Origin of the sequence: Caballeronia sp. GAWG1-5s-s (genome assembly GCF_023631445.1) — a bacterium.
Lineage (GTDB): Bacteria > Pseudomonadota > Gammaproteobacteria > Burkholderiales > Burkholderiaceae > Caballeronia.
Genome location: NZ_JALQDC010000001.1, coordinates 330,579 through 349,587 on the forward strand (window position 1 = coordinate 330,579; position 19,009 = coordinate 349,587).

Annotated in this window: 20 protein-coding genes; 12 read left to right on the plus strand and 8 right to left on the minus strand. The window is 66.4% G+C overall.

What is annotated here, in order from left to right:
• Positions 1–24: 24 nt before the first annotated feature.
• From NCR34_RS01575 to NCR34_RS01595, 5 genes are all read right to left on the minus strand, one after another.
• Positions 25–1,092, minus strand: coding sequence for a homocysteine S-methyltransferase family protein (locus NCR34_RS01575; protein WP_250498910.1), 1,068 nt, complete (start codon positions 1,090–1,092; stop codon positions 25–27).
• Between the two features lie 250 nt (positions 1,093–1,342).
• The gene (locus NCR34_RS01580; RefSeq protein ID WP_175939078.1) at positions 1,343–1,600 is read right to left on the minus strand and encodes a BTH_I0359 family protein; all 258 of its coding nucleotides are present in this window, start codon (positions 1,598–1,600) and stop codon (positions 1,343–1,345) included.
• A 122-nt stretch (positions 1,601–1,722) separates the two neighbouring features.
• Complete coding sequence (locus NCR34_RS01585) at positions 1,723–2,511, minus strand: alpha/beta fold hydrolase (RefSeq protein WP_250498911.1); 789 nt, start codon at positions 2,509–2,511, stop codon at positions 1,723–1,725.
• 64 nt (positions 2,512–2,575) lie between these two features.
• Positions 2,576–3,799 carry a DUF3108 domain-containing protein gene (locus NCR34_RS01590; RefSeq protein WP_250498912.1) on the minus strand — a complete coding sequence of 408 codons (1,224 nt, stop codon included), beginning with the start codon at positions 3,797–3,799 and terminating at the stop codon, positions 2,576–2,578.
• Between the two features lie 88 nt (positions 3,800–3,887).
• Positions 3,888–4,703, minus strand: a complete 816-nt coding sequence (locus tag NCR34_RS01595; protein ID WP_248320960.1) for an IclR family transcriptional regulator — start codon at positions 4,701–4,703, stop codon at positions 3,888–3,890.
• Positions 4,704–4,778: 75 nt separating this feature from the next.
• Here NCR34_RS01595 and NCR34_RS01600 point away from each other — a divergent pair, with 75 nt between their 5' ends.
• The 7 genes from NCR34_RS01600 to rfaE2 all read left to right on the plus strand — a co-directional run bounded on the left by NCR34_RS01600 (position 4,779) and on the right by rfaE2 (position 11,901).
• Entirely contained in the window at positions 4,779–5,765 is a 987-nt protein-coding gene (locus tag NCR34_RS01600; protein ID WP_250498913.1) for a fumarylacetoacetate hydrolase family protein, read from the plus strand.
• 126 nt (positions 5,766–5,891) lie between these two features.
• A complete protein-coding gene (locus NCR34_RS01605; RefSeq protein WP_250498914.1) occupies positions 5,892–7,052 on the plus strand; it encodes an ABC transporter substrate-binding protein in 1,161 nt (386 codons plus the stop codon).
• A gap of 16 nt (positions 7,053–7,068) precedes the next feature.
• Entirely contained in the window at positions 7,069–7,896 is an 828-nt protein-coding gene (locus tag NCR34_RS01610) for an enoyl-CoA hydratase/isomerase family protein (RefSeq protein WP_250498915.1), read from the plus strand.
• A 59-nt stretch (positions 7,897–7,955) separates the two neighbouring features.
• The gene (locus NCR34_RS01615) at positions 7,956–8,723 is read left to right on the plus strand and encodes a PhaM family polyhydroxyalkanoate granule multifunctional regulatory protein (protein WP_250498916.1); all 768 of its coding nucleotides are present in this window, start codon (positions 7,956–7,958) and stop codon (positions 8,721–8,723) included.
• Positions 8,724–9,042: 319 nt separating this feature from the next.
• Entirely contained in the window at positions 9,043–9,969 is a 927-nt protein-coding gene (locus NCR34_RS01620; protein WP_248320965.1) for a MerR family transcriptional regulator, read from the plus strand.
• 430 nt (positions 9,970–10,399) lie between these two features.
• On the plus strand, positions 10,400–11,275 hold the full coding sequence (locus NCR34_RS01625) for a ferritin family protein (RefSeq protein WP_175939095.1): 876 nt from the start codon (positions 10,400–10,402) through the stop codon (positions 11,273–11,275).
• 143 nt (positions 11,276–11,418) lie between these two features.
• On the plus strand, positions 11,419–11,901 hold the full coding sequence (gene rfaE2, locus NCR34_RS01630; RefSeq protein ID WP_175939096.1) for a D-glycero-beta-D-manno-heptose 1-phosphate adenylyltransferase: 483 nt from the start codon (positions 11,419–11,421) through the stop codon (positions 11,899–11,901).
• Between the two features lie 9 nt (positions 11,902–11,910).
• Here the strand turns inward: rfaE2 and NCR34_RS01635 are convergent, their stop codons facing one another.
• Genes NCR34_RS01635 through NCR34_RS01645 form a run of 3 tightly spaced genes read right to left on the minus strand, consistent with a single transcriptional unit; the run spans position 11,911 to position 13,914 of the window.
• Positions 11,911–12,153: a hypothetical protein gene (locus NCR34_RS01635; RefSeq protein WP_248320966.1), complete on the minus strand. Its 243-nt coding sequence runs from the start codon at positions 12,151–12,153 to the stop codon at positions 11,911–11,913.
• A gap of 28 nt (positions 12,154–12,181) precedes the next feature.
• Positions 12,182–12,994: a type III pantothenate kinase gene (locus NCR34_RS01640; RefSeq protein ID WP_248322235.1), complete on the minus strand. Its 813-nt coding sequence runs from the start codon at positions 12,992–12,994 to the stop codon at positions 12,182–12,184.
• A gap of 11 nt (positions 12,995–13,005) precedes the next feature.
• The gene (locus tag NCR34_RS01645; RefSeq protein ID WP_250498917.1) at positions 13,006–13,914 is read right to left on the minus strand and encodes a biotin--[acetyl-CoA-carboxylase] ligase; all 909 of its coding nucleotides are present in this window, start codon (positions 13,912–13,914) and stop codon (positions 13,006–13,008) included.
• A 117-nt stretch (positions 13,915–14,031) separates the two neighbouring features.
• Between NCR34_RS01645 and NCR34_RS01650 the strand changes: the two genes are divergently transcribed.
• Genes NCR34_RS01650 through NCR34_RS01670 form a run of 5 tightly spaced genes read left to right on the plus strand, consistent with a single transcriptional unit; the run spans position 14,032 to position 18,915 of the window.
• A complete protein-coding gene (locus NCR34_RS01650) occupies positions 14,032–15,159 on the plus strand; it encodes an MlaE family ABC transporter permease (protein ID WP_250498918.1) in 1,128 nt (375 codons plus the stop codon).
• A gap of 4 nt (positions 15,160–15,163) precedes the next feature.
• Positions 15,164–16,039 carry an ABC transporter ATP-binding protein gene (locus NCR34_RS01655; protein WP_250498919.1) on the plus strand — a complete coding sequence of 292 codons (876 nt, stop codon included), beginning with the start codon at positions 15,164–15,166 and terminating at the stop codon, positions 16,037–16,039.
• A gap of 30 nt (positions 16,040–16,069) precedes the next feature.
• The gene (locus tag NCR34_RS01660; RefSeq protein ID WP_250498920.1) at positions 16,070–17,029 is read left to right on the plus strand and encodes an MlaD family protein; all 960 of its coding nucleotides are present in this window, start codon (positions 16,070–16,072) and stop codon (positions 17,027–17,029) included.
• 34 nt (positions 17,030–17,063) lie between these two features.
• Complete coding sequence (locus NCR34_RS01665) at positions 17,064–17,690, plus strand: ABC-type transport auxiliary lipoprotein family protein (protein WP_250498921.1); 627 nt, start codon at positions 17,064–17,066, stop codon at positions 17,688–17,690.
• A gap of 49 nt (positions 17,691–17,739) precedes the next feature.
• Positions 17,740–18,915 (plus strand): VanZ family protein, encoded by a 1,176-nt coding sequence (locus NCR34_RS01670; protein WP_250498922.1) that lies wholly within the window; start codon positions 17,740–17,742, stop codon positions 18,913–18,915.
• The last annotated feature ends 94 nt before the right edge of the window (positions 18,916–19,009 follow it).

Genomic DNA, 19,009 nt, shown 5'->3' on the forward strand with positions numbered 1-19,009 from the left:
GTCGATTCGGGCAGTACTAAGTACTTAAGCGGCGTCGCGGTATTGCGAAGGGAAGGCGCGCGGCTTGACTTGCGCGAGCGCCTTCGCGATCTCGGCGATATGCTCGGGCGTCGTTCCGCAGCACCCGCCCGCGAGATTGACGAGTCCCGCTTGCGCGAACTCCTTGAGCAGCCCCGATGTCACGTCGGGCGTTTCGTCGAAGCCGGTGTCGCTCATCGGATTCGGCAGCCCAGCGTTCGGATAGCACGACACGTAGGTATCGCACAGCTTCGCCAACTCGGCGATATAAGGGCGCATGAGCGCCGCGCCGAGCGCGCAGTTGAGCCCGAACGTCAGCGGCTTCGCGTGACGCAGCGAGTTCCAGAACGCCTCGACGGTCTGGCCCGACAGAATGCGGCCCGAGGCGTCCGTGACCGTGCCGGAGATCATGATCGGCAGGCGTTCGCCCGTGTTCTCGAAGAGCTCGTCGAGCGCGAAGAGCGCAGCCTTCGCATTCAGCGTGTCGAAGATGGTTTCGACGAGAAAGAGATCGCAGCCCGCATCGAGCAGCGCCTTTGCTTGCTCGTAGTATGCGTCGCGCAGTTCATCGAAGCTCACGTTGCGCGCGCCGGGATCGTTCACGTCGGGCGAGATGCTCGCGGTCTTCGGCGTCGGCCCGATCGCGCCCGCGACGAAGCGCGGCTTGTCGGGCGTCGAGAACGCATCGCAGGCTTCGCGGGCGAGTTTTGCCGATGCGAAGTTCATTTCGGCGGCGAGGTCTTCCATGCCGTAATCGGCCTGCGCGACGCGCGTGGCGCCGAAGGTGTTCGTCTCGATGATATCCGCGCCCGCCGCGAGGTATTGGTCGTGAATCTCGCGGATGATCTGCGGCTGCGTAATGGAGAGCAACTCGTTGTTGCCCTTGATATCGCGGCCATAGTCTTTGAAGCGCTCGCCGCGATAAGCGGATTCGTCCAGCTTGTAGCGCTGAATCATGGTGCCCATCGCGCCATCGAGGATCAGAATGCGCTGCTGCAACAGCGTGGGAAGCGCGGCGCCGCGCGTGTAATCGCGCGCGGAGACTGGAAGACTCGGAGTGGCGTTCTGGTTCATGACGGACAGGCCCTGCACCGGATAGGAAATAGTCCGTCATTGTAGCCGCAGCGCGATGCGGTCGCTCCCGGCGCGGTTTGCTTCATGGCGAAGCGGACGGGCGAAAAAAAGAACCCCGCCGAGGCTTCGGCGGGGTCTTCTCTGGCGTGTCGCTCGTTTGCCGTATTGCGTGGCTCGCCTCATTCGCCGATCCGCCGGCGAGCATGGCGGCGCGGGCGCAAGACTCTGAGCGCCCGCACGAAACGTGGCGTTAGTGCAGCACCACGGGCTGGGTCATCAAGACATCGAACTGGCCGAGGAATTCATCGACATCCTCGAGCGATGGTTCTTCTTCGATCAGCTTTTGCACATGCTCGCGGAATTTTGCCGCAAGCTCGCCGTCGATGAAGATCTCCCGTTGCGTGTTCTTGTCGACGATTTCGTACCCGCCCGACATCATCGCGAGATGGTTGGCCTGAGGCGGAAATTCAACGACGCAATAGTTAGGGCTGTTGTAGATCATTTGCATGGCGACACTCCTTATTCCTGTTGCTCCCGCAACCTGCATCGTAGTTGGAGCGACTGGGTGGGAATTCAAGGGGTGGCCTCGACGTGATGCCGTGTTATCGAGGCTTTTTCTGTGAAACGTGGTCAGGCGGCCTCACGCAGAAACGCATCGAGCAATGCGCAAAAGCGTTGCGACGCCTCGATCGGAGACATGTGTGCCGCATCCAGAAGTTCGAATTGCGCGCCCGGCACCGTGTCGGCGATCACCTTGCATTCAGCATGCGGCGTGCCATTGTCGTGTTCACCGGCCACGACGAGCGTGCGCTTTTGGATGGACGCAAGTTGGCTCTTCGCATCGAAACGGCTGAGCGCTTCCGCGGCCTTCGCGAAACCTTCGTCGGGCGTGCGCGCAATCGTTTCGCCGACCTGCTCGATCACTTCGGGGTGCGCTTTACGAAAACCCTCCGTGAACCAGCGTTCCAGCGTCGATTCCACCATACTCCCAATGCCGTTCTGACGCACGGAAGCCGCCCGTTGCAAAAACGTCGAGCGCGCTTCTTCGCGGATGAACGCAGGCGCGCCCACGACCGTCAGCGAATCCACTTTGTCCGCATGGTTGATCGCGAACTTCTGCGCGACCATGCCGCCCAGCGACAAGCCGACGACATGCGTGCTCGGCGCGCCGAGCTTGTCGAGCAACTCCGACAGGTCATCGGCGAGATCGTCCACGCTGAACGCCTCAGGCGACACCGCCGTGTAGCCGTGGCCGCGCAAGTCATAACGCAGCACGGTGAAATCGTTGCGGAAGTAGCCCGCCATCTGGTCCCACGCGGACAGATCGCCGGCGAGTGGATGGATGAAGGTCAGCCAGGGACCGCCGCCTTCGTTGTCGAGAACGTATCGGGTTTCGATGCCTTTGTTGTTCACCTGCATATCCGCTCCGTGGAGGTCGCTTTGAAATTCCGTGCGTCCCGTGAGACCGTGGGACGCGCCGCCGCTACGGCCTGACGGATGCATCGTCGGCGGCGGGTGCGGTTTCCTCTGACGCATCCGTCGTGCCCGGCGCGGTGTTCTCGGCAGCGGAAGCCGCTTGCAGCTTGCCGGCCCACAGCATTTCGATCTGCATGCCATTGGGCTCGGTCTGGAGGATGCGCGCGGGCAGCCAGCCGAGCGCCGGAGCCAGCCAGATGTCGAGCTTGCGCCGGTCGCCTTCGCGGCGCGGCAGGCGCGTGAAATGCCGCGCGGTGACGAAGCCGTCGCGCGTCTGCACCGTTTCATCGCCGACGGTTTCCATCGGCCAGATTTCGCTGCTGTCGTTATCCGCGACGCTGAACTGCCGCGTGACGCCGGGTTTATAGATGTCGGGCGCGCCGCGCACGAGGCTCGTCAGTTGCATGACAACGCTGAAGCGATCCTGCGCGCCGTCCGCGAGCGGCTGGCTATTCGGTGTGCGCGTGTAGACGATCTGCCTGGCTTCGCGATTGAAAACGGCGACATCGGCGGCGCGGCGGCCGCGTTTCTCCGAATACTGTTCCGGCGCGATGCCGAAAGCATCGATATGGCCCTTGCTGGAATACACGTACGGACCGACGAACGGCAGCGGAATGGAGACGACCATCTCGTAGTGCTGGCCGTCGTTCGTCCAGTGGATCGTGCCGGTCTGGTTCATCACGCCGTTGACGAGCGTGTCGTAGCGTAGGTCGCCGGTCGGCGGGACGCTGAATTTGTCGCCGGAAGCGGTTGGGGTCGGCGCTGGGGCTGGCGGCGAGGTGGACGCGGGAGCATTTGCGGCACCCGCGCCCGAAGCCGCCACGCCCGATGCCGCCGCCGGCTCACCGGGCTGCGGCGTGGCCGCGCTCAACACGGGCTCGGGCGCAGCGGGCTTAGGCGCAGGCGTAGGCGCAGGCTCAGGCGCGGCTTTGGGCGGCGCAGGCCGCGCCACATGCGCAGGAGCGGCCGGTTTGACAGGCGCAGGCGGCGCGACGGGCTTCGGCGTCAGCAGTTCCACCTGAACCGGCGGCTTCTGCTCGGGCGTACGGTTCGCCGGCTGTTTCGCGTGTTCGATCCAGCGCATCGCGCTCCAATGCAGCGCGGCGACGATCAGCGCCGCCCCAACCCAGCGCCCCCAGCGCCCCCATCGTCGAGGCGCATCCGGCGCGGACGCGGCAGCGGAAGGCTCGCCCGGCGCAGCAGGCGGACGATGAAACGAGAACAGGGGCATCGAACGAAGCGGAAAGAGAAGGAATGGCGCGGCGACAGAAGCGGTTATGACACGCGCGCTCGCAGGGATGTTCCGCGCGCAAGAGCGATCACCGTTCGCCCGCCTTGTACCCCAGTTCATACGACAGGCTGCGCGCGCATTCCCGCAGCGCCGAGTCGATCTCGCCGCCCCAACGCGTATCGAACGCGCCTTCGTGTCCGAGCGCGATCAGCCCGAGCGCGAGTTCGCCGGTCGAATCGAAAACGGGCATGCAGAACGCGTGAATCGACGGCAGCAACATGCCTTCGACGCGCGCCGCGCCATGCTCGCGGACATCGGCGAGAAGCGGCTCGACATCAGCGATTGTTTGCTTGCTCGCAGCGAGTTCGCGTTCGAGCATCGGCTGCGTCTTGCTGCGCGGCAGATACGCGGCAAAGAGCAATCCCGTGGCCGACGACAGCAGCGGCATCACGTCGCCGAGCTTCAGCGATGCCTTCGCCGGATAGCTCGACTCCATCCAGTGCACGACGGTCGGTCCCTGATTGCCCCACACCGCGATGCCCACGGTCTGGTCGATGCGGTCGCGCAATTCAGCCAGCGCTATGCGCGCGAGCTTCACGCCATCGACGCGCGCGAGCCTGGCGAGGCCCATCTGCAAGGCAAAGCCGCCGAGTTCGTAGCGCCCCGTGAGCGGGTCTTGCGAAGCGAGCCCAAGCCGCACGAAGCTCACCAGATACCGATGCGCTTTCGCCGGGCTCATGCCCGCGCGCTGCGCGAGATCGCGCAGCATCATGGCGCGCGGCTCGTGAGTGAGTACATCGAGCAAACGGAAGCCGACTTCGATCGACTGAATGCCCGAGCGCAGCTTTTCTTCGGATGCGTCGAGGTCGAGTTCGTCGCCGGTGGCGGGCGCGTTGGATGGCATGGAAAGCGTGAAGGCGATGGATTCACCATCGTAAAATAGATTTCCCTCAACGTCATCTCAGCCCGACTCCGCCTTATGAAACTTGCCACGCTGAAGGACGGCACGCGCGACGGCCAGCTCATCGTCGTATCGCGCGATCTGCGCACGGCTGTCATTCCCGATGGAATCGTCTCCACGCTGCAACGCGCGCTCGACGACTGGACGTTCTACGCGCCGCAGCTTTACGACGTCTACGAAGCGTTGAATCAGGGCCGCGCCCGCCACACGTTTTCGTTCGATGCGAAGTCGTGCATGGCGCCGCTGCCGCGTGCGTTTCAATGGGCCGATGGCTCGTCCTACGTGAATCACGTGGAGCTCGTGCGGCGCGCGCGCGGCGCGGAAATGCCGCCCGAATTCTGGACCGACCCGCTCATGTATCAGGGCGGCAGCGACGACTTTCTCGGGCCGACGGACGATATCGTGTGCGCGTCGGAATCGTATGGCATCGACTTCGAGGCGGAAGTCGCCGTCATCACCTCCGACGTGCAAATGGCGCCCACGCCCGACGAAGCATTGAAAAGCGTGCGCTTGCTGATGCTGGTCAACGATGTCTCGCTGCGCAACCTCATCCCCGCCGAACTCGCGAAGGGCTTCGGCTTCTTCCAGAGCAAGCCTGCCACCGCGTTCTCGCCCGTGGCCGTCACGCCCGACGAACTGGGCGAGGCGTGGCGCGAAGGCCGCGTGCATCGCCCGATGACGGTGCACTGGAACGGCAAGAAGGTCGGCCAGCCGGATTGCGGCGTGGACATGGTGTTCCACTTCGGCCAGTTGATCGCGCACGCGGCAAAGACGCGCAATCTGCGCGCGGGGTCGATCGTCGGTTCGGGCACGATCTCGAACAAGGACACGAAGCGCGGCTACTGCTGTATCGCGGAGAAGCGCTGCCTGGAGACCATCGAGCACGGCGCGCCGCAGACGGAGTTCATGAAGTTCGGCGACAGCGTGAAAATCGAGATCTTCGACGACGCGGGAAAGTCCATCTTCGGCGCGATCGATCAGGCCGTCGTGCAGCTCGAACACTGATATCGCGCGATGAAACAAACGGCGCAACGGGTTTCGCCCGATGCGTCGGGAGCACCGGCCACCGTACACTCTCCGGGCGTTGCGGCTCACGCGCCGCGCGACGACAAAAAACAACAGGAGACTTCCATGCGCAGAAGCAAGTGGGTGGCCGCAGCCGTGCTCGCATTCGCCGCGACGACAGCGGCGTTCGCGCAAACGCCGCACGTTAAGATCGGGCTCGTGCTGTCGCTGACGGGACCGGCCGCGTCGCTCGGCATTCCCGCCCGCGATACCGTCGCGCTTCTGCCGAAGGAAATGGGCGGCGCGAGCGTCGACTACATCGTGCTCGACGACGCCTCCGACACCACGCAAGCGGTGCAGAGCACGAAGAAGCTCATCAGCGAGAATCAGGTCGATGCGATCATCGGCTCGTCGATCACGCCGAATTCGCTCGCGATGATCGATGTCGTCGCGCAAGGCCAGACGCCGATGATCTCGCTCGCGTCATCGGCGAAGATCATCGAGCCTGTCGACGAGAAGCGCCGCTGGGTTTTCAAGACGCCGCAAACCGACGCGATGATGGCCTCCGCGATTGCCGAGCACGCGAGCAATCACGGCGTGAAGACGCTCGCCTACATCGGCCAGGCGGACGCGCTCGGCGAGACCTTCTACGCGGAAGTCGCGAAGTTCGCGCAACTGCACAAGATCACCGTGGTCGCCAACGAGCGGTTCAATCGCACGGACCCGAGCGTGACCGGGCAGATTCTCAAGATTCTCGCGGCCAAGCCGGACGCGGTGGTGGTCGGCGCGGCCGGCACGCCTGCCGCTTTGCCGCCGAAGACGCTCGCGCAGCGCGGCTATAAGGGCAAGGTGTATCACAATCACGGCGTGGGCAATCGCGACTTCCTGCGTGTGTGCGGCGCGGATTGCAACGGCACGTTCCTGCCCACGAGCCCGGTGCTCGTCGCGGCGCAGTTGCCGGACGATCACCCGGCCAAGCGCCTCGCGCTCGACTACATCAAGCTTTATGAAGCGAAGCAGGGCGTAGGCACGGTCTCGGCGTTCGGTTCGTATGCGTGGGACGCTGGCATGCTGCTCCAACGCGCCATTCCGATCGCGATGAAGGCCGGCGCGCCGGGCACGCCCGCGTTTCGCGGCGCGCTGCGCGATGCGCTCGAAGGCACGAAGAACTTCGCGGATACCAACGGCGTCGTCAACATGACGCCCAACGATCATATCGGCCTCGACCAGCGCGCCCGCGTGATGGTCGAGATTCGCGACGGCAAGTGGGTGTATCAGCCGCGCTAGACCACATGGAACCGACATGAGCGATCTCTCCTTGTATTCGCGCTACACGTCGCTGCACTTGCGCCGTCACGCGCATGGCGTGCTGGAAGTCGTCATGCCGGGCGCGGGCGCGAACAAGAGCGGCCTGTCCACCGCCGACGCCAACATGCACCGCGAACTCGCGGAGATCTGGCGCGACATCGACCGCGATCCCGAGACGCGCGTCGCGCTGATTCGCGGCGAGGGCAAGGGCTTTTCGGCGGGCGGCGACCTCGCGCTCGTCGAGCAGATGGCGAACGACTTCGACGTGCGCGCGCGTGTCTGGCGCGAAGCGCGCGATCTCGTGTACAACGTGATCAATTGCAGCAAGCCGATCGTCTCCGCGATGCACGGTCCGGCGGTCGGCGCGGGGCTGGTCGCGGGCTTGCTCGCGGATATCTCCATTGCGTCGAAGTCGGCGCGCATCATCGACGGACATACGCGGCTCGGCGTCGCGGCGGGCGATCACGCGGCGATCATCTGGCCGCTGCTGTGCGGGATGGCGAAGGCCAAGTACTATCTGCTCCTGTGCGAGCCCGTGAGCGGCGAAGAAGCGGAGCGCATCGGGCTGGTATCGCTCGCGGTGGAAGAGAACGAACTCATGCCGAAGGCAATCGAAGTGGCGAACCGGCTCGCGCAGGGATCGCAGACGGCCATCCGCTGGACCAAGTACGCGCTGAACAACTGGCTGCGCACGGCGGGGCCGACTTTCGATACATCGCTGGCGCTGGAATTCATGGGCTTCGCCGGACCCGACGTGCACGAGGGCATGCGTTCGCTGCGCGAGCGCCGCGCGCCGGACTTTCCGGGCGACGCGCCGTTCTGACGCGGCCCGGCACGGCTAGTGGCTAGCCAAGGCGATCAACCAATCAAGAGGAGCGACGAATGACGGACACCTCAGGCGGCACCCCGCCGTTTTCGATTCCCGGCTTCCCCGGTTTCTCCGGCCTGGGCCAGGCGGACATGATGGGCAAGATGTGGGAGATGATGCGCCTGAATCCGTTCGCGGCCGCGATGTCGGGCGGCGCGCAGGGCGCGAATCCCTCGCTTTCCATGATGTCGGACATGCTCGCGCCGCTTACGAACATCGAGGAACTGGACAAGCGTGTGACCGACATGCGCGCCGTCGAGCAGTGGCTCAAGCTCAACCTCAACATGCTGCAATCGGCGATTCAGGCGCTGGAAGTGCAGCGCGCGACGCTCGCCACGCTGCGCGCTTTCGGCGCGTTCGCTCAGACGTCCGTCGAGAGCGCGCAGAACGCGGCGGCGGAGACATCGAAGGCGGCGGGCCGCTGGCCGATGGGCGGCGCCGCATCGAGCGACGCGCCCAAGGCCGCGCCGGGCGAGCGCGCGGCGCCCACGGAGAGCGACAACCCGGACGCGGGCGCGAAGTCCGACGCGCCGCTGCCGCCGGGCTTCGATCCGAGCGGATGGTGGAACGCGCTGCAATCGCAGTTCAACCAGCTCGCGCAACTGGCGATGATTCAGCCCGGCATGGCGGGCGCGCCGGCGGGTCAGCCGTCGGCGTCGGCCGAAGAAAGTTCGACCGCGCCGGCTCCCAGCAGCCAACCGGGCGACGACACGTCAGCCGCCGCCGCAGCGGCGAAAAAAGCGGCCGCGCGTAAGACGCCGCCGAGAAAGAAACCGGAGTAGGCATCGCGCGGATGTCGCGCAAGCGGCATCGGCTGATAGACAACGCCTGGCGGCCCGCGCTCGCCAGGCGTTTTTTTTGGATGCGCGCCGACTCGTGTGGCGTCGTGACGTCGCTACTGATTGACATATTTTGTCTATCATTCACTATGGAGCGAGAGCGGTTTTGTCCACCTGCCGACGCAGGCATGCAACGTGCAACGGACCGTCCGTGTGTTCAATTACCGTTTTGTCCATGACAAACTCATCGGAAGAAACTCTACAGCCCGAGCGAGACGCGGGTGCTGCAGGACAGGCTGAATCACCGTCGGACGCTCCGCTCGTGCGTTCGGTGGGATCGGGCCTGAGCGGCGTCGGCATCGGCGCCATCGCTCAGGAGATTGGTCTGACGAAGGACACGCTGCGCGTCTGGGAACGGCGCTACGGCTTTCCGCAGCCCATGCGCTCGCCCGGCGGCGAGCGGCTGTATCCGCAGGAACAGGTGACGAAGCTGCGGCTCGTCAAACGCCTGCTGGACGCGGGGCATCGGCCGAGCAAGGTCCTCGCGCAGCCGATCGAGGCGTTGCAGCAACTCGCCGAGTCCTCGGGCGTCGGGCAGGACGCGCCGGACGCCGAACTGGACCACTTCATCGCGCTACTGCGCAATGGCGCCTACGAGGACTTCCGCTTCGGACTTCTGCGACGCGCGACGCGCGACGGTCTGGAGCGTTTCGTGGTTGACGTCGCCGCGCCGCTTGCCGCCCGGGTGGGAAACGCGTGGGCGGCGGGCACGCTCCAGGTCTACCACGAGCATTTGTTCAGCGAGTCGATCCAGTTCACGCTGCGCACGCTGATGCGCCCGCTGTCCGAGGCGCTGCGTGGCCGCGGCGGCCGGCCGCGCGTGCTGTTGACGACGCTCTCCGGCGAAGGCCACGGTCTCGGCATTCTGATGGCCGAAGCCATGTTCAGCCTCTGCGAGTGCGAATGCGTGCAGTTGGGGTTGCAGACGCCGCTGCACGACATCGTCAGCGCGGCGGTGGCGCACGAGGTCGATGTCGTCGGGCTGTCGTTCACGGCGGTGCTTCCGGCTCAGGTCATCGCGAACGGACTGACCGAGCTGCGCAGCATGTTGCCGCCGCACATCCGCATCTGGGTCGGCGGCAGCAGTCCGGCGCTGCGCCGCAAGCTGAACGATGGCGTGGAGCATCTCGCAGGTTTGACGCCGATCGAAGAGTTCGTGGCGGCTTGGCGCGAAAGCGCCGTGCTATGATCGGAAAGGCTTGCTCGCGCGAGCCCGAGCGGGCCTGCGGACGTCGCGGCATCGACCAAACGTGCGTCCGCGCGCGCCGGCGCTAGTCGCTTCGCCGCGCTGGTCAGGCGCACGTATGCGTCTTTGCTGCAAACCGCTGAGCAGGCGGCACGACGAAAGCCTCGACGGAACCTGGGCACAGGGTTCGCTTCTCACCCAAGGTTGAACACGACGCACGCAAGGCGGCACGCGCGCAAGAACGCGCTTGTCGAAGGCGGCTGGCGCGTTGCGACAGCGCTGCATCGGGTGCTTCCTTGTCGTTTTTCGCCTGTGGCCGCCGGAATCCCGCGTAAAATTGAAAGCTTGGTTGCTCGTGCGCAGCGGTTATCGCGCACGTTTGGCCGACCGTCATACAGATATAACGTCGCATAAGTGGCTTCAGGGGTGGACTATGAACACCATGCTTTATCCGGAACTTTATAAATCGCTGGAATCCGTCCGTTGGGATATGGAGAAGGACATCCCCTGGGACAAGTTCGATGCGTCCCTGCTCACCGACGAGCAGGCCCGGACCATCAAGATGAACGCGATCACCGAATGGTCCGCTCTTCCCGCAACCGAAATGTTTTTGCGTGACAACCACCATGACAGCGACTTTTCCGCGTTCATGAGCGTGTGGTTTTTCGAAGAGCAGAAGCATTCGCTGGTGTTGATGGAATATCTGCGCCGCTTCAGGCCCGAACTGGTGCCGACGGAAGAAGAACTGCACGCCGTGCGCTTCGAATTCGATCCGGCGCCGCCGCTCGAAACGCTGATGCTGCACTTCTGCGGCGAAATCCGCCTGAATCACTGGTATCGCCGCGCGGCCGAATGGCACACCGAGCCGGTCATCAAGCATATCTACGAAACCATTTCGCGCGACGAGGCGCGGCACGGCGGCGCGTATCTGCGCTACATGAAAAAGGCGCTCGCCAATGCAGGCGATTCGGCACGCGCCGCGTTTGCGAAGATCGGCGTGCTGATGGCCTCGGCCCGTCGCACCGAGAAGCCGCTGCATCCGACGAACCTGCACGTCAATCAGGCGCTGTTTCCGCGCGATACCGTGCAGTCGCGTCTGCCCGATCCCGAATGGCTCGAACGCTGGCTGGACGACCAGATCCGCTTCGACGATAGCTGGGAGAAGAAGGTCGTCGAGCGCATTCTGCACAACCTCTCGATTCTCTTCGAGCGGTCGTTCGTCACCGCGCAGGAACTGAACCGCTATCGCAAGGAAGTGGTGCAGCGTCTGCAAGCCGCGTCCGGCGGCTCCAGCGGACAGCCCGCCTGACAGGTGTAACAGCGTGTCGCTCGCATGAACAAACGGCCTGCCGGCTCACATCGGCGGGCCGTTTTGCTTTCCAGGCCGCTTGCTTCGCCGGCGAGACGCCGTGGCACAATGCGCGCTTTCCGAACTACCCGTTGAGCAACGCCATGCCCGCCACTTTCGAACGCAAGATCACCACGCGCGACGCGCTCGCCGCGCTCCGCCCGACGCTCGCGGGGCCGGTCGTGTTCACCAACGGCGTGTTCGACATCCTGCATCGCGGACACGTGACCTATCTTGCCGACGCGAAGGCGCTCGGCGCGACGCTGATCGTCGGCGTGAACAGCGATGCCTCCGTGCGCACGCTCGGCAAGGGCGACGATCGCCCGATCAATCGCGAGGACGACCGCATGGCGCTGCTCGCGGCGCTCGAAAGCGTGGATTGGGTCGTGAAGTTCGAGGAATCGACGCCGCTGCAACTGATCGACGCGCTGCGCCCGGACGTGCTCGTCAAAGGCGGCGACTACGACATGGACAAGCTCGCCGAATCGGCGCTCGTGCGCGGCTGGGGCGGCAAGGCGCTCGCGATTGCGTTCGAGCATGACCGCTCGACCACCGCGCTCTTGAAGAAAGTCCGCGCGCAGTCCTGAACGGCCGCGTTACTGGCCGAGCGGCTTCGTCTCCACGCTCGCGGCGGGCGCGGGACCGCCGACCTGCGGCTGATCGGCTGCTTCCTCGGGACGCAGCGGCCGCGTCGTCAGCGTTTCGGGCCGCACCTGTTGCAACAGATGATGCGGCTCGCGCGCGCCCGCGGCGGGCAGCGACGATCCGAACATGCCGTGCACGAGCGCGAACACCAGCACGTTGGCCAGAATGAGAAAGGCAATGAGCCAGCGCAGCATGCCAGGGGCTCCGTCAGTCGGTTCGTAATCAGTCAGTTCGGTGCGTGGCCGATTCCCGCGCGATGAGCGCGAGGCCGGCGAGCACGAGGGAATCGTGGCGAGTGTGCGGCACCGCGAGCGCGCCCGCAATCTCGCTGGCCGCGCCGCCGCCGAGCACGAGCCGCACGTCCGCCTGCCAGTCCGCGCGGAGATCGCGCCATGCGCGTTCGATCAGACTCGCTTGCGCGAGCAGGCAGCCCGCCGACAGCGCGGCGGCCGTATCGGTGGCGAAGAGGCTGCGCGGGGCCGCTTCCGGGTCGCCGAGCGCGCGGCGCGCGGCGGCGGCATCGAGTGTCGGCAGTTGCGCGGTGTGGCTGCCGAGCGATTGCATCATTAGCGACCAGCCCGGCGCGATCAATCCGCCGGTGAAGACGCCATCGGCGCGCAACGCTTCGAGCGTCGTCGCGGTGCCGAAGGTGGCGATCAGCACGTTCTCGCCGGGAAACGCGGCGCGCGCGCCGATCAGGCCCGCCCAGCGGTCGCTGCCGAGCTTGTCCGGTTCGACGTAGCGGTTTGTCACGCCGCATTGCGCGGCCTTCGCGCGCACGACGGTGCGCGGCAGCGCCGGCCAGCGCGCGTCGATCATGCGGTCGATGCGCGCCTGCGCCGCCGCGCCGGCCACGTTCGAGATCCACGCGCTGTCGGGTCGAGGCAGCGCCGACCATGCGGCGAGCGCCGGCTCGGCGGCATCGCGCGGCGTGGATTCACGTTCGTGCTCCAGCGCGCCGCCCGCGATAGCCGCGCCGTTTTCGTCGACGAGCGACCACTTGATGCGGCTGTTGCCCGCGTCGATCAGCAGCATCGGCGCGTCGCTCACGGACGCTCCTTTGCGAGCCGCAGCGACAGTTCGCCCGTCGCGACGGCGCGCGGTCCTTCGGGCGCGTCGATCAGCAAGTGGCCGCTGTCGTCGACGCCGGTGGCGACGCCGCGCGTGACTTCCTGTCCCTGATCGATCAGCACGACTTCGCGGCCCGCGTACGCGTGCGCGTCGGTCCAGCGCTGGCGGAACGGCCGGAAGCCGTCCGCTTCGAAGCGGGGCAGCGCCGTGTCCAGCGCATTCAGCAGCGCGGCGAGCGTGTCCGTGAGATTCGCGTCCGGCCACGCGCGGGCGAGCGCGGCGGGCGCGGCGCCGGGAATCGCGGCGGTCGACGGCGACTGGCGGTTCGCGTCGTCCACTTGCGCGGCGAGCTGCTCCGCGCCGTGCAGATTCACGCCGATGCCGATCACCACGGCCGTCGCGCCCGGCGCATTCCACGCCGTCTCGATCAGGATGCCGGCGAGCTTGCCGTCGTCGAGCAGCACGTCGTTCGGCCACTTCAGCGCGGGGCGCGCGGACGGCGTGAGCGGCAGGCGCGCGAGCGCGTCCAGCACGGCGGTGCCGATGGCGAGACTCAAGCCCGACAGCCCTTCGATGGGCCGCCGCAGCACGTAGCCCACCGACATCAGCAGCGCATTGCCCGGCTCGGCGAGCCACGCGCGGCCGCGACGCCCGCGCCCGGCGGTCTGCGCATACGCGATGCGCGCCACCGGCGCGGGCGGCGTGCGTTGCGCGACGTCGCGGGCGAGCGCGCGCATGCGCTCGACGAGATCGGCGTTGGTGGAGCCGGTCTCGTCGACGATCTCGATGGTCCAGTCGCGCGCGGCACGCTCGGCGAGCGTGGCGAGCCGGTTACGGTCGATGCGCCAGGGCGCGTCGGGGGCGAAGGCGGGAGTCGGGGTCATCGGGATATTGTAGCGGGCGGGCTCGGCGCCTTAGCGTGGCGGATCGCGCCGCCGCGCAACGAACCTTCGTTACAATGTCCCTCTCCCTCAAACCGCGTTCCAACGCCCCTTCGATCCTTGAACTTCGACACGCCGCCCCGCCTGCGAGTGGAAGCCGGTCAGCAAGGCAAGGTGGTCCGTCTTTCGGGCCAGTGGACGGCGCTCGCGCTCGCGCGTGACCGCTCGAAAACCGGCGTCACGCGGCGGCTGCGCGCGATCGGACGCGAGGCCATCGGGCAGTGGGATTTGCTATCGATCGAGCGGCTCGATCACGTCGGCGGGCAGGCGCTCTGGCGCATCTGGGGCCGCAAGATGCCCGCCACCGTGGCGCTCTCCGACACGCAGCGCGAAATCTTCGAGCGCGTCGCGCTGCTCGACGCCGAGCGCGAGGAGCCGGAGGCCGTCGATCGCACCGATCCTGTCACGCGGCTCGGACACCTGATTTTCGCGTTCTTCGATCACCTGCACGGCGGCCTCGCGATGTTCGGTGGCTTCGTGCTCGATCTGCTCGGTTTGATCCGTCGCCCACAACGGACTCCGTGGACGGAGATCTCCGCGAACATTTATAGCGCCGGCGCGCAAGCGCTCGCGATCACGGCGCTCGTCGCGTTTCTGATCGGCATCGTGCTCAGTTACCTGTCCGCGCAGCAGCTGCGCATGTTCGGCGCGAACCAGTACATCGTGAACATTCTCGGGCTGTCGGTGATCCGCGAGCTCGGCCCGGTGCTGTCCGCGATTCTCGTCGCCGGGCGTTCGGGCTCCGCGATCACCGCGCAGATCGGCGTGATGCGCGTCACCGAGGAACTCGACGCGATGCAGGTCATGGGTATTCCGCACGGCCTGCGCCTCGTGCTGCCGCGCGTGCTCGCGCTCGGCGTCGCCATGCCGCTGCTCGTCATGTGGACCAACATCATCGCGCTGACGGGCGGCGCGCTCGCGGCGAAGCTCGTGCTGTCCATCGACATTTCGTTCTTCATCCGCTCGCTGCCGTCCGTGGTGCCGATTGCGAATCTGTGGATCGGGCTGGGCAAGGGCGTCGTGTTCGGCATGCTGATCGCGCTCGCCGCGTGCCACTTCGGCTTTCGCATCAAGCCGAATTCACAGAGTCTCGGCGAAGGCACGACGACGTCCGTGGTCACGTCGATCACCGTCGTGATTCTCGCGGACGCGGTGTTCGCCATTCTCTTTCAGAACGTGGGGCTCTGACGCCATGTCGACGACGCTCGCCACCGCCGTGCGCCATCAGCCGCCGCCCGCGATCGCGGAGCCGGTCATCGAAGTGCGCGACGTCACCAAACGCTACGGCAGCACGGTGATTCACGAGCATCTGAACTTCGAGGTGCGCCGTGGCGAAATCGTCGCGCTGCTGGGCGGCTCCGGTTCCGGCAAGACCACGCTCGTGCGGCAGATTCTCGGGCTCGAATCGCCGACCTCGGGCGTGATTCGCGTGCTCGGCGAGGAATGGGCGCGCATGGACCCCGAGACCGCGAAGATGCTGCGCACGCGCTCGGGCATGATGTTTCAGCAAGGCGCGCTGTTTTCGTCGCTGTCGGTGTACGACAACATCGCGCAGCCGTTTCGCGAACTCGGCAAGATTCCCGAAGACCTCATCCGCGAATTCGTGATGCTGAAGCTCGAAATGGTCGGGCTTTCGTGCAAGCACGCGACCAAGATGCCGGCCGCGCTCTCGGGCGGCATGGTCAAGCGCGTGGGCATTGCGCGGGCCATCGCGCTCGAACCCGAACTGCTCTTTCTCGACGAGCCCACGGCCGGTCTCGACCCGAAGGCATCGGACGAGTTCGTCGATCTGATCGCGACGCTGCATCGCGCGCTCGGTCTCACCGTCGTCATGGTCACGCACGATCTCGATACGATGGTCGCGCTCTCCACGCGCGTCGCCGTGCTCGCGGACCGGCGCGTGCTCGTCGCGGCGCCGGTGGAAGAAGCGGTCGCGGTGGATCATCCGTTCATCCGCGAGTATTTTCTTGGGCGGCGCGGACGGCGCGCGCTTCAGGCGCTGCCGCCCGAACGCCGCGCGAAGCTGCCCGCCGCCGCGCTCGACGACGCCACCATCACCGTGAAGTAGTCCGGCGCAAAAGCGACAAGGAACCTGCCGATGGAAAACAAATCACATGCGTTCTGGACCGGGCTGTTCACCATCGTGCTCGTGCTGGCCATTGCGTTCGCGGCGTTCTTCTTCAACGTGGACCGCACCGTGCGCGTGCCGTACGACCTGATTGCGCGGACCAACGTGACGGGCCTCTTCACCGATGCCGCCGTGCGTTACCGCGGGCTCGGCGTCGGCAAGGTCGAGTCGATCCGCTTCGACCGGGCGCATCCGGGGCAGATCCGCATTCGCATTCTCGTCGACCGCAACGCGCCGATGACGCACTCCACCTTCGCGACGCTAGGCTTTCAGGGCGTGACGGGCATCGCGTTCGTGCAGCTCGACGACAGCGGCAAGGACACGACCGCGCTCGCGTCGTCGCCGCAGCACGTCGCGGAAGTGCCGATGCGTCCGGGGCTTTTCGAGCAGTTGCAGGAACGCGGCGATGTGATTCTGCGCAAGTTCGAGCGTCTTTCGGAAGACGCGGACAAGTTTCTCTCCGACGACGTGCGCGATCAGCTTCTCGACACCACGAAAAGCCTGAAGGGCGCGGCGGACGGCATCGCTTCGCTCGCGAGCCAGGTCGCGCCCGCAACCGCGCATCTGCCGCAGACGCTGAATCAGCTGGATCGGACGCTCGCTTCGACGAACGCGCTGATGCAGAACCTGAACCGCGAGAACGGACCGTTCGTGACCAACCTGAACAAAGCGGGCGACGCCGCGCAACAGGCCGCAGCCGCTCTCGCGGACATGAATGAATCGCTACGCGACGTGACGGCGCGCGTGAGCTTCGAGGCATTGCCGCGCCTCTATTCGTTCACCGAGGATCTCGGCGCCGCCGCGCGTTCGGTCGACCGGGCCGCCGATACGTTCAGCGCGAGTCCGCGCAGCGTGCTGTTCGGCGCGCCGTCGATGCCGCCGGGGCCGGGGGAGCCGGGCTTCGTGTGGCCCGCGAATCCATCGCGCTGAACGAGGCCATAGAACAGGACAACGAAGGATTCCTATGTCACTTGCTGAGTTGAAACGACCGTTGGCGCTTGCGCTCGCCTGCATCGCGATGCTGGCAGGCTGCGCGACGAACCCGCCTGCGACGCCGGACGCGCGCTATGACCTCGGCGCGCGGCCCGCCGCCAGCCCTGCGAGTCCCACGACTGAAGTGCAAATGCCGCCGGTCAAGGTGCTCGCGGTGCGCGCGTCGCGTGATCTGGAAACCGACGCGTTCGTCTATCGCCTGAGTTACGTCGATGCGCAGCGCACCGGCAGCTATGCGGCGAGCCACTGGACGATGCCGCCCGCGCAACTTCTCACGCAGCGATTGCGCGATACGCTCTCGCAGCGCGGCCCGGTGCTCACGGGCGCCGACACGGTGCGCGCGCCGTTGCTGGAGATCGAGCTGACCGGCTTCGAACAGGTCTTCGATGCGCCGGAACGCAGTCATGGCGTCGTATCGGTGCGGGCGACGCTCACGCGGCAGGGCCGCGTCATCGCGCAGCGCATGTTCACGGCGAGCGCGCCCGCGCCGAGCGCCGATGCATCGGGCGGCGCGCGGGCGCTGGCGGCCGCATCGGACGATCTGATCGCGCAACTCGGCGCGTGGCTCGGCGCGCAGCCGCTCACCGCATCGCGATGACGGCGCGTTTCATCGCCAATCCGCTCGAACGGACGCGCCTGGGCGGCTCATGACGATCAAGCAATGGCAGCGCCGCCCGTCGGCGTTCTCGCGGCAGGCGCTCGTCGCGTACGCGGTGCTCGTCGTGTACGGCTCGCTGTATCCGTTTTCCGGTTGGCGCTCGCTCGGTCTCGGGCCGTTCGCGTTTCTGACCGATCCGCTGCCGCGTTATCTGACGGCTTTCGATGTCGTCACCAACGTGCTCGGTTATATGCCGCTCGGCGCGCTGATCGTGCTCGCGCTGTATCCGCGTTGGCGCGGCTCGCTCGCGGTGTGCGCGGCGTTCGCGGGCGGCGCGCTCTTGTCGGGCGCGATGGAATCGATCCAGACGTATCTTCCGACGCGCGTCGCGTCCAACCTCGATCTCGCCGCGAATGCGCTCGGCGCGCTGATCGGCGGCGTGCTCGCCGCGCCCGCGACCAGCGCGCTGCTCGACCGCGGCTTGCTGCGGCGGATTCGCTTTACCTGGTTCGAGCGGCACGCGGCCTACGTGATCGGACTGTCGGCGCTGTGGCCATTCGCGTCGATGTTTCCTGCGCCGTATCTGTTCGGCGGCGGCGACTTGCCGCGCGTGCTGTGGGATCAGCTCGATCCTGCGATGCAGGACGCGATTCTCGCGTGGACGCCCGCGGCGTGGGACGTGGAGACGTGGCCGGACCGGCTCGGCGCGCTGTTGTCCGACGAATCGTGGGAAGCGATGATCACGTCGTCGAATCTGTTCGCGGCGCTCGTGCTCGTCACGCTGCTTACCCGCGAGCGCGCGCCGCGCATCCGGCTCATGCTCGGGCTGATCGTCGCGACGCTCTTTGCGAAGGCGGGGGCGTCGTTCCTGCAATCGCGCGCCGGGCTGACCTTCGACTGGGCGACGGACGGGGCGCTCGAAGGCATCGGGATCGGCGCGGTGGCGGGCGTGCTGGCCGTGTCGCTGCCGCGCGCGCTGCGGGCGGCGCTGGCGGGCGCGGCGCTCGTCGTGGGGCTCGCGCTCGTGAATCTGCTGCCGGTGAATCCGTACTTCGATATCGTGCTCGCGGATTGGCGGCAGGGGCGGTATCTGCATTTCAACGGGCTGCTGCACTGGCTCGCGTGGGTGTGGCCGTATGCGGCGTTGGGGTGGCTCGCGTCAGCGGCGGAAAGGGCGTGGATGGGGAGGCGGGGTGGGGGAGATGGCGCGGGCGGGGATCGCTAGGGCGACAGTTCCCGCCGACCGCCTTGCATGGGGCGGGAGTAAGGCGCTAAAGCGCCAACTTCCGCCGACACATCCCCCGAAATCGCTCGCTATA